This window comes from Rheinheimera aquimaris, assembly GCF_020531985.1.
GTDB classification, from domain to species: domain Bacteria; phylum Pseudomonadota; class Gammaproteobacteria; order Enterobacterales; family Alteromonadaceae; genus Alishewanella; species Alishewanella aquimaris.
In genome coordinates, this window is sequence record NZ_JAJAVQ010000007.1 from 93,069 (window position 1) to 106,223 (window position 13,155).

At 50.1% G+C, this 13,155-nt stretch carries 10 protein-coding genes; 3 read left to right on the forward strand and 7 right to left on the reverse strand.

Annotated elements, in window-relative coordinates; translation table 11 throughout:
- Positions 1-96: 96 nt before the first annotated feature.
- Positions 97-2,607 carry a TonB-dependent receptor plug domain-containing protein gene (locus LHL18_RS18750; protein WP_226768228.1) on the reverse strand — a complete coding sequence of 837 codons (2,511 nt, stop codon included), beginning with the start codon at positions 2,605-2,607 and terminating at the stop codon, positions 97-99.
- Positions 2,608-2,915: 308 nt separating this feature from the next.
- Here LHL18_RS18750 and LHL18_RS18755 point away from each other — a divergent pair, with 308 nt between their 5' ends.
- Both LHL18_RS18755 and LHL18_RS18760 read left to right on the forward strand, forming a co-directional pair.
- Positions 2,916-3,659 (forward strand): LytR/AlgR family response regulator transcription factor, encoded by a 744-nt coding sequence (locus tag LHL18_RS18755; protein WP_226768229.1) that lies wholly within the window; start codon positions 2,916-2,918, stop codon positions 3,657-3,659.
- Positions 3,660-3,723: 64 nt separating this feature from the next.
- Positions 3,724-4,434, forward strand: a complete 711-nt coding sequence (locus LHL18_RS18760) for a VC0807 family protein (protein ID WP_134058858.1) — start codon at positions 3,724-3,726, stop codon at positions 4,432-4,434.
- A gap of 5 nt (positions 4,435-4,439) precedes the next feature.
- Here LHL18_RS18760 and LHL18_RS18765 read toward each other — a convergent pair whose 3' ends face one another.
- The 3 genes from LHL18_RS18765 to LHL18_RS18775 all read right to left on the reverse strand — a co-directional run bounded on the left by LHL18_RS18765 (position 4,440) and on the right by LHL18_RS18775 (position 8,570).
- Complete coding sequence (locus tag LHL18_RS18765; protein WP_226768230.1) at positions 4,440-5,789, reverse strand: DUF1501 domain-containing protein; 1,350 nt, start codon at positions 5,787-5,789, stop codon at positions 4,440-4,442.
- Between the two features lie 12 nt (positions 5,790-5,801).
- Positions 5,802-7,328, reverse strand: coding sequence for a DUF1800 domain-containing protein (locus LHL18_RS18770; RefSeq protein WP_226768231.1), 1,527 nt, complete (start codon positions 7,326-7,328; stop codon positions 5,802-5,804).
- 408 nt (positions 7,329-7,736) lie between these two features.
- Entirely contained in the window at positions 7,737-8,570 is an 834-nt protein-coding gene (locus LHL18_RS18775; RefSeq protein ID WP_226768232.1) for an ion transporter, read from the reverse strand.
- 305 nt (positions 8,571-8,875) lie between these two features.
- On the opposite strand from LHL18_RS18775, the gene LHL18_RS18780 reads away from it, so the two are divergent.
- A complete protein-coding gene (locus tag LHL18_RS18780) occupies positions 8,876-10,333 on the forward strand; it encodes a pectate lyase family protein (RefSeq protein WP_226768233.1) in 1,458 nt (485 codons plus the stop codon).
- A 43-nt stretch (positions 10,334-10,376) separates the two neighbouring features.
- On the opposite strand, the gene LHL18_RS18785 is transcribed toward LHL18_RS18780, so the two are convergent.
- From LHL18_RS18785 to LHL18_RS18795, 3 genes are all read right to left on the reverse strand, one after another.
- Positions 10,377-11,552: a cystathionine beta-lyase gene (locus tag LHL18_RS18785; protein WP_226768234.1), complete on the reverse strand. Its 1,176-nt coding sequence runs from the start codon at positions 11,550-11,552 to the stop codon at positions 10,377-10,379.
- Between the two features lie 114 nt (positions 11,553-11,666).
- The gene (locus tag LHL18_RS18790; protein WP_226768235.1) at positions 11,667-12,377 is read right to left on the reverse strand and encodes an EAL domain-containing protein; all 711 of its coding nucleotides are present in this window, start codon (positions 12,375-12,377) and stop codon (positions 11,667-11,669) included.
- A gap of 148 nt (positions 12,378-12,525) precedes the next feature.
- Positions 12,526-13,152: a class II aldolase/adducin family protein gene (locus LHL18_RS18795; protein WP_226768236.1), complete on the reverse strand. Its 627-nt coding sequence runs from the start codon at positions 13,150-13,152 to the stop codon at positions 12,526-12,528.
- Between the last annotated feature and the right edge of the window lie 3 nt (positions 13,153-13,155).

Here is a 13,155-nt window from a genome sequence, read left to right on the forward strand (position 1 = left end):
ATTAGGTGTAGTACACCGCAGGCATTTTGTCAGGCTGACAGGGGCGGCAAAAAAACCCGCCATCAAGGCGGGTTTTGTCAACGTTCGACAAACAGATTAGAACTTGTAGCTGATACCACCGAAGAACTGGCGACCGATAGTGTCAAACACTTCCGGTACAGTGCCGCCATCGCTGCCGTTCGCAACGCGTGATGGCTCTTCGTCTGTCAGGTTTTTCACGCCCAGCGATACGCTTAAACCGTCGGTAATGAAGTAGCTGGCAGAGATGTTGTGATACAGCACTGAGTCAATTTTAGAACCGTCAGCCAGGTATTCACTTTCGCCGATGTAACGGTTGAAATAGGTTACATTCCAGTCGTCCATACCCGCCTGAATACTGAAGTTATTACGCAGTTCAGCATAGCCGCCAAAGTTACCATCGATAGTGTTGGTGTACTCGATACCGTCCTGTTTGAACTTCAGTAACCAGGTGATATCGTTGTTGATTTTCCAGGTTAAACCCAGGCCGTCAAAGCGGTAGCTGATGTTACCGTCGATACCACTGGTATCCTGATTACCCACGTTAGTCAGCGGGTTAGTGAAGTTTGACAAGTCACCGTCTAATGTAATGCTGAAGGTTTCACAAGATGTAACATCACCGGCGAAACAGTTATTTAAACCAGCCTGCGCATCTAAACGTGTAATAGCGTTAGATACTTTGAAACGCCAGTAATCAACCGTCATCGACAGACCTTCGATCTGTGATGGAGACAATACAAAACCAGCAGTGAAAGACTCTGACTCTTCCGGTTGAATATTTGAATCTGACGTGTAATTCACCAGAATTTGCGGGTCTTGCTCGTTGCCCCATGGGTCGTCCAGGTAATCGTAAGAACCTGTGTTACCACCGTATAATTCACTAACGTTTGGCGCACGGAAACCCGTTGCGGCTACAGCCCGTAACATCAGCTCGTCAGTTGCTTCGTAGGTTAAACCAATTTTCCAGGTGCTGGCTTTACCGAAGGTTGAGTAGTCATCAAAACGCAGGGCAAATTCACCGGTCAGTTTTTCACTGAACGGTACACTGACTTCCTGATAGAACGACACAACATCATAGCTACCATTGGTTGGATCTTGCTGCGCTGCAGTGCCTTCGCCGGCAACAATTACCGGATCCGGGTTATAGTAACCACTGTCACGGCGGTATTCTGCACCAATAGCAAAGCCAACTGCACCGGCTTCTAAATCAAACAGGTCGCCACTTAATACACCGGCAACGATATGCTGCTTGTTACCGCCAGTGGCTTGTTCAAAGTAGCCAACATCGTCAATGATCGCTTGTGTCAGTGGCGCACCGCTGAACCAGGCTGCCTGATTAGCATAAACAGAATTTTCCATCTTCACGGCATTGATAGAGTTTGCCACTGAAGTATCGGCTTCATTCTTACCGAAAGTGTAAGACAGATCCCAGCTCATGCCGGTGTGTACGTCCAACGTGCCGGCTAAACCAGCAGATAAACGCAACGTATCAGTATCTTGTGCATAAATACGCGGGCCGACATCGGTAGTACGGCGGCGGTAGTTCACACGACCGGTGTCATCAGCTTCAATGCCACCTGCAATCATACCTGGTGTTAAGGTAATACAGTTCACCAGATCAGCACCCGGCGCGCCGCAAACGTCCAGCATAATGTCGCCAGGCTGTGCAGCCAGCTGCTGGTCTGATTTACGCTTGGTATAAAGTACATCGGCGGTGAAAATCAGCTCGTCAGCAAATTCCTGAGTAGCATTAGCGAACAGGCTGTAACGCTTACTTGGCGTTTGATACCAGCTGTCTTTGGTGAAATCGTAACCGGTAGAACGGTCAACCCATTCACCTTGAGCATTTTGTACTTTGCCACCTAAAGAGCCGGTAGGGATAAACGAGCTGCTGCCTGGCTCTGTCCAGTCACGGTCAGCCTGAATTACACCTTCACGCTTAGAAAATGATGCACCAAACGTGTAGTTGCCGCGGTCAGTGCTAAAACCATACAGCGCACTTAATTCACCGGTTTCACCGTCACCTTTATCAGTGCTGCTGCCATTTAAGTCCAGTTGCACACCTTCGAAGTCTTTCTTGGTGATGATGTTCACTACACCGGCAATAGCGTCTGAACCGTATACCGCAGATGCGCCGTCTTTCAGAATTTCTACCCGGGCAATCATCGCTACAGGGATAGCATTTAAGTCTACCGCGCTGTCAGCACCTGAACCTGAGTTCACCATACGACGACCATTTAATAACACCAGAGTGCGCTGAGCGCCCATACCACGCAAATCAACCTGCGCCACACCGTCAGCGCCGTTGTTTGTCGTTGAACCTACCGCTGCGCCAGCCATAGAAGTTTGCGCTTGCAGCAGCTGGTCAACTGACGTGAAGCCTTCAACACGGATGGCAGCAGCATCGATCACCGTGACCGGAGAAGCCGTTTCCATATCCTGGCGTTGAATGCGTGAGCCAGTTACTTCAATGCGCTCCACTTTAGCGGCTTCTTCCTGCGCCATTGCTACAGAACTGAAACCAGCGACAGAAACAGGTGCCGCCAGCAGTGCAAAGCGTACCGCTTTGCTTACGAAAGAGTTTTGCATGTTATTCCCCCTGGAAGCCTTTGTTTACGGCCGCCGTTGTTATAGTGGTGGTTTTTCCGGCGCTGACGCTACTGCTGTTCTGTTGCCAAATCCAGTCCAAATACGCCAGATAGACCTTTACTGTGACAAAGCGGGGGATTTGCGCTATTAGCGCTTAAACTGTACTAATTTGTTATCTGTCGGCAAAACGCTAACGGCTTTCGTCCGACTTTGTTAGAATGCGCGCCCCGAAACGGCTTTGGCTGCCGCGGGAACCTTAATGCATCCTATGAAGTCAGAGTTGCTCTGCATTGTTTTTAGAGTCGGATATGAAACTAAGTTGTTTAATAGTGGACGACGAACCGTTAGCCAGGGCTGGCATCAGACATTTACTTAATCAGCAAAATCAGTTTGAAATTGCAGCTGAAGCCGATAACGGCACCGATGCGCTGCGCCTGGCAGAGCTGCATCAGCCAGACATTATTTTTCTCGACATTCAGATGCCGGGTTTAGATGGCTTAAATGTGTTTAAGCAGCTGGCGAATAAGCCGGCTGTGATTTTCTGTAGTGCTTATGCGGAACATGCTGTTGCAGCCTTTGAGCTTAGCGCGGTGGATTACCTGTTAAAGCCTTTTAGTGCAGAGCGGTTTCAGCAGGCGTTATTTAAAGCCTGCGGCAAAATTATCGACAAACTTAACCGCGGTTCAAGCAAACCGGCAGAAACCCCTAGCTATATTGACCGGCTGACCATTCGCGATCCGGGCCGGCTGCGTATTGTTGAAGTTAATGACATCAGTTGGATTGAAAGCGCGGGTAACTATATTGATATCCATGTTTATTCACAGCGTAAAAGTTATTTGCTGCGCGATACTATGGCGGCAATTGAGAAAAAACTGGATCCGGCACTGTTTGCCCGTATCCACCGCTCAAGCATAGTGCGTAAAAGCGATATTGTAGAGCTCAGGCCCGGAGACAAAGGCGATGCCGAAGTGATTCTCAAATGTGGTACTGTGCTGACGATGTCGCGGCGCAACCGTAATGCGCTAGCCGACTTGTTTGGTCATCTCGCCTGACAGTGCAGCGCAATAGCCAATATGTTTGATATACTGCCAGCATCGATGCAGAGGTAGAAACAGTATGACACAGCAGCAGGCAAGCACAGCAGCCAAACCCAAAAAATCAGGCTTTATCAGCAACCTGCTGTTAAATGTTATTATTCCTGCTGTTATTCTAAGCCGCTTCAGCGGCCCCGACGCACTGGGGCCGGTATGGGCGGTAGTGGTCGCGCTGGCGTTCCCGCTGTTGTTTGGGCTGTGGGAGCTGCTGCAATCAGGCAAGGTAAACTTTTTCTCAATATTGGGTATTGTCAGTGTACTGCTGACCGGCGGCATCAGCCTGTTGCAGCTGGATCCGGCCTATATCGCCATCAAAGAGGCGTTAATTCCCGGCCTGATAGGTATCATAGTACTGGTAAGCCAGTACACGCCCTTTCCGTTTGTAAAAAAGCTGCTGATAAACCCCGAATTACTGGATACCGATAAACTGTACCAGGTGTTGGCAGACAGGAATAACAGCACGGCCTTTGAGCAACGAATGGCCCGCGCCGGCTACATTGTTGCAGCGTCATTTTTCCTGTCATCTGCGCTGAACTATATACTGGCCAAAGCCATTGTGGTCAGCCCACCGGGTACTACAGCTTATGCCGAAGAACTGGGCAGAATGACCTGGTTAAGTTACCCGGTCATAGTGCTGCCCAGTATGGTGATGCTGTTTGGCGCTATTATCTATATGTTCCGTCAGATAGGTAAGCTGACCGGTCAGTCGCTGGAAGACTTCATGTTGCAGTAAGTTAATCAGACAAATTGCAGATTTGCCTGATTAAAGTTTTTCAGGTTAGGGAATAACTGCAGGCATTGCGCTGCTGATAAACCAAACCACTGCGCCAACGTAGCGAAATATTGCTCGTTGGCAAATTCCGGAATAATCCGACCGGCACCGACATCACGTTCACCGCCCAGTTTTTGCTGCGGTACAGCACCGAAAATATCACCGCCTTTGACTGCCCCGCCCATCACCAGTTGATGCCCGGCCCAACCGTGATCGGTACCATCGCCATTGGTGCTCAAGGTACGGCCAAAATCCGACATGGTAAAACTGGTCACATTGTTGCTGTTGCCACTGTCATCCATCGCCTGCTGAAACGCGGCCATAGCCTCAGCCACCCGGCCGAGTAAAATCGGGTGTAAGCGCTGCTGGTCACCATGGGTATCAAAACCACCCATACGGACAAAAAACACTTGCCGGCCAACATTCAGACTATCCCGGGCGCTGATAATTTGCGCCACTTTCCTCAGCTGCGCCGCGAGTGTATTGCCTGATGGGAATACATCACTGAAATCCGGCGCCAGCTTCAGCGCCTGACGCATAATGGCACTGCGTTCAATAGCATTATTGTTCAGCTGCGCATAGTGCGAGCCTAAAGGGTGTGTCTGTCCTGTCAGCAATGCCTGAGTGGCCTGACGTAATACGTTTGACCTGACATCACTGCGCCGCGTAGCCTGCAGCTCAGGCACGCCGCCATGCGTCAGGCCAAACGGGCTAATCAGCTCGCCGCTTTGCCACAGATTGCTGCCCGCCAGGCTGATACAACTGGCGAAGTCAGGTTGCTGATACAGCAGCTCCAGCATTTGCGCACCCCAGCCACGGCTGATGATCTGCGGTTCACGGCCCCGCATCCAGGTATCCTGCTGGTCATTGTGCGAAAACAAATGCTGCGGCTTGATAATACTGCCCGACAAATACTCAGCCTTAGTGGTAGGCTGCACCAGTGATCCCACAGCAGACACAACAGCAAGCTTGCGCTGCTCAAAGAGAGGCAGCAGCGCAGACATTGACGGGTGCAAGCCAATGCCATCTTCCACCTCGCGTAAGGGTCTAAGTGGCAACGCATCTGCGACAGCTAAATCCTGCCGGGCCTGCTGATAAAACTGCAGACTGTCTCCGCCCATTGGGATCAGCATGTTCAGCGAGTCATTGCCGCCAACCAGAAACACGCATACCAGCGCTTTGTAGTCGGCAAAGGGCTGCTGCTCAGCTGCCAGCACAGACTGCATAAACCGCATCTGTAGCGCCGATAACGATGCGGCACCAAGGCAACCGCGTAAACACAGGGAGAGAAACTGACGTCTGGTCTTTAAAGTCATACTACTTCTCCTCTATAACTGTACTGCGTAGTCTGGTGAAATAAATACCAGGTATAATAAGGCTGCCGCACGCTGCACAGCGCTAAGCTGCTGCAATTGCGCTTCTGACTCCCGCAGCAAGTCCCGCAACTGCATTGGCATGTCACCGGCGAAAAATAACAGACTGTAGCGATCCAACAATGCCTCTGTCCCCTCTGCTGTAAGCAGCTGCGCCAGGTCGCTAAAAGCCAGCAACATATGTCTTTCATCCGGCTCCGTTACCTGTTCTTTGATACTGAGGTTAATTGCAGAATGAAACAGGTTTTGTGTTTCCAGCAGCAAATCATCCGTCAGTAACTGCGCTTCAGGCGCGCTAAGCCCTCGTTGCTGCAAGTCACCGCTTGGTGAGTAGTCGGGCCGGAAAAAGTTAAATACTGATGGCGCTTGCTGCGGTGCCTGACCATGCGTATCTTCAACTGTTACTGTACGGATGCGGCCGCTGCTTGAATCTGCGCCCAGTGCACGCCACAAGTGCGTCGTTTTCAGCAGTGGCTCACGTAATTTACCAAAATTAGCCTGCTGATAAGGCCGGCTGTAACGGGCTTCATCATCCAGCAAAATCGCGCTCACCACGGCGGCCAGATCGCCTTTTACACCCTGGCCGTTATCATTAAACACCCGGCTGACCCGCGCGACATATTCAGTTGACGGGTTTGACGTCACCAACCGCTGAATTAACTGTTTGCTGATAAACGGCGCTACATTCTGATGCTGGAAGATGTTATCCAGCGCTGCAGTCAGGTCTTGCTGTGCAGTCTGGTTAGCGGGTAACACCACATTATTAAGTAATTTTTTCGGTGCTGTGTCGTGATACTCTTCAAACGCCTGCATAGGATTGAGCAGGTCCTTTTTTTTGCGGTTCCAGTATTCACCCGGACTGCTCCAGCCGGTAAATACGCGGGCAAAGGCTTCAATAGTATTCTGGTCATAACTGGGAATGGTGTTACCCTGTTTGTCCAGTATTTCTGTACCATCTTCATTTAGCTGCACCAGGCCAATAGTGAATAATTGCAACACTTCACGGGCAAAATTCTCATCAGAACGGATATTGCGTGCCGGGTCAGGTTTTTCATTGCTCATATGGCTAAGGTAAACCCCCATCACCGGCGATTTTGCCACTTCTTCAAGCATGTCACGGTAATTGCCAAAAGCATTACGCACCAGGATATCGTAGTAATTGGCCAGCTCCAGCGGCTCTGTATCGAGGTTTGGATGATGCATAGAAGTCACCAGAATTTCACTGAGCGCAAAGGCGACGCGCTGACGCAGCTGATCCGGTTTGGTCAGTGCAATTTGCAGCCAGGCTTCGACCCGCGTGTAATGCGACGGGTGGCTCTTTTCTATCACGTCAGGCACATTCGGCATATGCAGTGTTGCTGGCAGCGCCAATTGTTTATCTAACCACTGCCGCACCGTCAGACCTGTTGCGTAATTGATATCTGCCATTGTCGGGCCAAAAGTGGCCTGTTGCAGCAGCCGCGCGGCTTGCTGAGCTGACATACTGCCTTCAGGCAACGGTGGCTGCGGCGCGGGCGGCGGTGTTTCAGGTGGCGGTTGGACAGGGTCTACCGGCTCCGTAGGCGCCGGCTCAACAGGAGCGGGAGACGCCGGAGGTGGTGTCACACTGGTAGGTGCGGCAGTGTCGGAACCACCGCAAGCTGTTAACAAAAGTACTGCAGTCAGCAGCAAGCCTCTTATCACAGGATCTGCCTCCATCTTTAATGAAAAACGACATCCCGAACCAGCTCGGACTGCAGGGCCGGTTCGGGGTGGGCGGCAAGTATACTGAATAAATTTTAGACAAAAAGAGCAAAAATAGACCACAACAGTGTGGATAAAAATAATTGAACAAAAACAACCGCGTATTCACCTATTTTTTTTATAATTTTTTGGAATATAAATATAGTGTTAATTACTTCTGTCACGCAGCTGCTGCTGCACCTCTGACAGTTGCTGTTTAAGTTGTTGCATTTGCTGCAAAAGCTGCAGCTGTGTGGCTTTTTCGGCATCCTGCTCAGTTTTATGCTCGGCGTCATGCATGCTCTGTACGGCATTCACAATAACTGCAATAAATAAATTCAGCATGGTGAAAGTAGCGATCAGAATAAAAGGTACGAAAAACAGCCAGGCGTAGGGGAACTGCTCCATGACCGGGCGGGCTATGCCCATTGACCAACTTTCCAGCGTCATGATCTGGAATAATGTATACAGCGACGCCCCCAAACTGCCAAACCATTCAGGGAAAGCCGCGCCAAACAACTTAGTCACCATGACGGCTGCCACGTAATACACCAGACCCAGCACCATGGCTATCGATAGCATGCCGTTTAGCGATTGCATCAGTGCACCGACAATTTTCTTCATCGAAGGAACAAAAGTAAGCACCCGCAGCACACGCAGTACCCTGAGTGCCCGCAATACCGAGAATGGTCCACTGGCTGGCAGCAAAGCTATACCCACCACCACAAAATCAAATACGCTCCAGGCATCTTTGAAAAAAGCCAGCCGGTGCACATAAAGCCGTACCAGTATTTCCAGCACAAAAATGGCCAGAATGGCTTTGTCCAGCAGATGAATAGCTGTTCCGGCCAGCGACATTACTGCGTTTGATGTTTCCAGGCCCAACGTAAACGCATTAAGCAGGATTAACGCCAGCAGCATACGCTGCACCGTGCCGTGTTCAATAAACTGCTGTAAACGTTGCCGCACAGGCACTGCTGTTACAATGGTGTCACTATTCATACTGGCCTCAGAACTGTCGCCCTACTACGATATGCGGCCGCTATTGTAAGCCAGCCAGATAACAGATCAATGCTCTGCGCCGCGATTTCGTCACACAAAGACAGCTGATAAATTTATTACATATCATTTATCCGTATGAATTTAAGCATTACTTTCAATACGATAGAAACGTCAACTCAGAAAAACCTGATATCCGCTGTCACTTCCAGATATGGAATAGCCTGTCGCCTGACGATGTAGCAGCCTTACCCTTGCCCGCAATGAGCGGGCCAGTACAACAAATAAATCAACAGAGGATAAGGCAAATGCAATATCGCAATACTTTATGTTACTCAGTGCTCGCTGCCGCAATAGCGTTTAGCATTCAGGCACAGGCTGATAATCTGGCTATTACCGGGCCCGGCGCCGGCGCTGATGGTTCAGGCAAAGCCAGCGGCACAAGCTATGGCAATGTTAGAGATGCCGACATGCAAAGTTACTGGCAGGCGCCAGCCAATAATGGCCAACGTGTGTCAGTAAAATGGAGCAGCCCGGTAAATGCCAGCCGGGTGGTGGTTAGGGAACTGGGAAATGCCGTGAACAGCTGGCAGCTGGTTAATAATGACAATGGTGCAGTACTGGCCAGCGGCAATGCCCTGGGCAGCGTTAAAACCATCGATTTTGCCACAGTAAACACCAGCAAACTTAATCTGAATATCGTCAGCGCCAGCAGCGCCGCCAGAATTGCTGAATTTGAAGTTTACCAGGACGGAGGCAATACTCCTCCGGATCCAACCGACCCGGTCGACCCCGTTGAACCGGGGCCCGTAACGTCATGTGCCGCATCACCACAAGGTTACGCTTCATTAAACGGCGGTACCACAGGCGGTGCTGGCAACAATGCCGTTACCGTCACAGTAACGACGGGCGCCCAGCTGGTGTCAGCATTGCAGAACCGCGATTTAAACCGGCCGTTGACCATCCGGGTAAACGGTACTATTACACCAGCTAACTCAGGTGGAGTCAGTAAGTTTGATATCAAAGACATGGATAACGTCAGCATTATTGGTGTCGGCGGTAATGCTTTGTTTGACGGTATCGGTATTAAAATTTTCCGCGCTAACAATGTGATCATCCGTAATCTGACATTGCGCTATGTTAATACCGGTGACAAAGACGCCATTACCATTGAAGGCCCTGCCAGCAATATCTGGATTGATCATAATGAGGTCTATAACAGCCTCAATGTTGGCAAAGATTACTACGACGAACTGATAAGCGGTAAGAAGGATATTGATAACGTCACGGTCTCTTATAACTATCTGCACGACAGTTGGAAAACATCACTGTGGGGTAACAGCGATTCTGACAACTATGATCGCCGTATTACCTTTCACCATAACCACTGGTACAGGGTAAATTCGCGCTTGCCGCTGTTCCGGTTCGGTCAGGGGCATATTTACAACAATTACTACAACGAGATTCAGGATACCGGCATCAACAGCCGTATGGGTGCTGTTATCCGCATTGAAAATAACGTGTTTGAAAATGCAAAAAATCCAATAGTGTCGTTTTACTCCAGCGCTATTGGCTACTGGGATACCCGTGGCAATAGCTTCAGCAACATCACCTGGCAGGACTACCCCAGCGATGGTGTTATCGCCGGGCCGAATGTACAGCCAACGGCGGTGTTAAATTTACCTTACAGTTTCAGCCTGCTACCAACCGCAGAGGTAAAAGCCCATGTACTGGCAAATGCCGGTGCGAATAAGTGTAGTTTCTGATCTGTATAGCAAGCACAAAACTGCAGGCTAACGGCATGATCCGCTAGTCTGCAGCATTAGCAAAACGAACAAAAGCTGCATCCAAATCGTCAATTAAGTCCTCTACATCTTCCAGACCAATATGCAGCCGTATCAGCGGCCCGCTGTAGGGCCAGGCTGTGGCACTACGCAGGTTTTGCAGCTTCATGGTAGCGGTAATTAAGCTCTCGTAGCCACCCCAGGAAAAGCCCATTTTAAAATGCGTCATCCCTTCAATAAGGGCCTCAACCTGCCGCTGGCTGCCCTGCTTTAATACAAACGAAAACAAACCGTTGCTACCGGAAAAATCGCGCTTAAAAATATCGTGTCCCGGGTGTTGTGGTAAGGCCGGGTGCAGCACAGTTTCAACCTCGGGCCGCTTAGCCAGCCAGTGTGCGACCGTCAGTGCACTCTGCTCGTGCTGCTTCAACCTCACAGCCAAGGTTCGCAGGCCTCGCAGCGCCGCGTAGGCATCATCCGCCGAGGTGCAGTACCCCATTAAATAACTGTGTTCACGAAGCGCGGGCCAGTGCTTTTCATTAGCCGTTGCCGTACCCAGCATCACATCGGAATGGCCGACAATGTACTTCGTCGCCGCCTGAATGGACACATCCACCCCCAAAGCAAACGGCTGGCATAAAATGGGTGACGCCCAGGTATTATCTAAAATAGTAACAATATTATGTTGCTGGGCCACTGAGGTAATGGCGGGGATATCCTGCATTTCAAAGCTTAGAGAGCCGGGGGATTCAAGAAAAATGACTTTGGTGTTCGGCCTAATTAACCCTGCAATAGCGGCTCCGATTTGCGGATCATAATAGGTCGTTTCTATACCGTAACCCGCCAGCACTTTATCGCACAGCGCCCGGGTAGGTTCATACACACTGTCAACCATCAACAGGTGATCACCTTGTTTTAAAAATGTCAGTAAAGCACCACTCACCGCGGCCGCCCCGCAAGGGTACAACGCGCAACCAGCGCCCCCTTCCAGCTCACACATTGCTTCCTGCAACGCAAAGTGCGTATCGGTGCCACGCCGGCCATAAAACGGCACCCGGTTACCGCGGTTCAGGGTGGCATGTTTTAGCTCGGCAAAGGTATCAAACACTATGGTTGATGCGCGTACCAGCGGAGGATTAACAGCTGTACCAGTATATTTTTTTGCGCGACCAGCGTGGATAAGCCGGGTATCTTTTTTCATCTGGTTTCCACATTAACAAGAATACGTCATGGACAATAGACATCTGGACATCCATACTACATCAAGCTTGTGCTGTGTTACCAGCACTAATATTCACGCTGGCGTTGATGCAGTTTATTGCAGGCCACTAAGTTCGGCTGTCTGGGCCAATGTTTCCAATTGAGGTTTTGCAAAATAGTAGCCCTGCAGATAGCGAATACCTACTGATGTAAGATAATCGAGCTCTGCACGCGTTTCGATGCCCTCTGCCAGCACTTTGGTACCCTGCAATTCGCACTGAGCCACGGTTTGCTCAACAATAAACTGTTTTGCCGGGTGCTGATCAATATCACGGATAAGCTGCATATCAAGCTTGAGAATGTCTGGTTTTAATTCAATCAGCCAGTCCAGAGTAGCAAAGCCAGACCCATAATCATCGATCGCGGTTTGAAAACCCCGTTTAGAGTAACTTTGGAAAATGCGGTTTAAATGCGCTTTATCTGGGATCTGCTCGCCTTCGGTTACTTCAAAAATCAGCTTGGTCAAATCAAAACCATACAGATCGGCAGCTTCAATCGTGGCTTTGATGCAGGTTTCGGGGTTATACACTGCGTTGGGTAAGAAATTTATACTTAAAAAGCTATTGCAGCCGAGCCGCGCAGCTGTTTGTATCGCTTTTACCCGGCAAGCCTGATCAAAGTAGTACTTATTACCTTCATTAATATGCTGAAATACCCAGCCGGCGCCCTCGCCTTGCGGCCCGCGCACCAAGGCTTCGTAGGCGTAAATACTTTTGTCCAGCCAGTCGATGATTGGCTGAAACGCCATACGGATCTGAAAACCCAAGGACTGTCCGCTTAAACAATCACTACAAGTTTGCTGTTTTATCGTCTCAGGGAAATGCATCTGGGCCTGTCACTTTAAACCAAACATGTGACTGACTTTAGCGATGATATTCAATAGATACCAGCTTTTTGCCGCTCAATTAACGCTTTTATCTGCTAAGCGCTCTGGCATAACAGTTAATCACCCGTCCCGCAGCTTCTGACGCACTTGCACCGAAAGCCACCACACCATCTTCATGGCCTGCCATAGTGAATACGCCCTGTTGTAATACGTCGGTTTCCCGAAATAAGCGCGCTACCTCCCCGGCCATAGCGACAGTACCATAAGGTACTTCAGCGCTGGTCTGAGGCAGCAGTAAGCTGCTGGCCTGTTGCCATATTTGCGGACAATGGGCATGGATGACGAAGTTAATACTTCTGTCGATCTGATACAGCTGACCATGTGTCATCGCCTCTGACGACGGTTTGGTTTCGCCGACTGCAGCAATATAGTTACGGGTAGGTTCACAGCTGGTTACCAAAGCATAGTCCGATGCTGTCATCGCCTGAATGCCACCGGTCTGGGTACCGCTGATAATAAACTGATTGCCGCTGCCACAGCGCTGACTGATATTACCAAAGCCGTAATTGTCGTAACGCAGGGGCGTCTGACCAAGCATACCAAGTTGCAACATCACGGTGCGCCAGCTGCTAATTTCTACTGTGTCAGACGGTTGCAGTACCGATTGCCGGGTGAAATCCAGCTGAAATTTTATGACCCCTTCCTGCTCTGTCATCGT

Excerpts from the sequence above, each read along its gene's own strand:
- LHL18_RS18750 (WP_226768228.1), bottom strand. The coding sequence starts at position 2,607 with ATGCAAAACTCTTTCGTAAGCAAAGCGGTACGCTTTGCACTGCTGGCG.
- LHL18_RS18755 (WP_226768229.1), top strand. The coding sequence starts at position 2,916 with ATGAAACTAAGTTGTTTAATAGTGGACGACGAACCGTTAGCCAGGGCT.
- LHL18_RS18760 (WP_134058858.1), top strand. The coding sequence starts at position 3,724 with ATGACACAGCAGCAGGCAAGCACAGCAGCCAAACCCAAAAAATCAGGC.
- LHL18_RS18765 (WP_226768230.1), bottom strand. The coding sequence starts at position 5,789 with ATGACTTTAAAGACCAGACGTCAGTTTCTCTCCCTGTGTTTACGCGGT.
- LHL18_RS18770 (WP_226768231.1), bottom strand. The coding sequence starts at position 7,328 with ATGTCAGCTCAGCAAGCCGCGCGGCTGCTGCAACAGGCCACTTTTGGC.
- LHL18_RS18775 (WP_226768232.1), bottom strand. The coding sequence starts at position 8,570 with ATGAATAGTGACACCATTGTAACAGCAGTGCCTGTGCGGCAACGTTTA.
- LHL18_RS18780 (WP_226768233.1), top strand. The coding sequence starts at position 8,876 with ATGCAATATCGCAATACTTTATGTTACTCAGTGCTCGCTGCCGCAATA.
- LHL18_RS18785 (WP_226768234.1), bottom strand. The coding sequence starts at position 11,552 with ATGAAAAAAGATACCCGGCTTATCCACGCTGGTCGCGCAAAAAAATAT.
- LHL18_RS18795 (WP_226768236.1), bottom strand. The coding sequence starts at position 13,152 with ATGACAGAGCAGGAAGGGGTCATAAAATTTCAGCTGGATTTCACCCGG.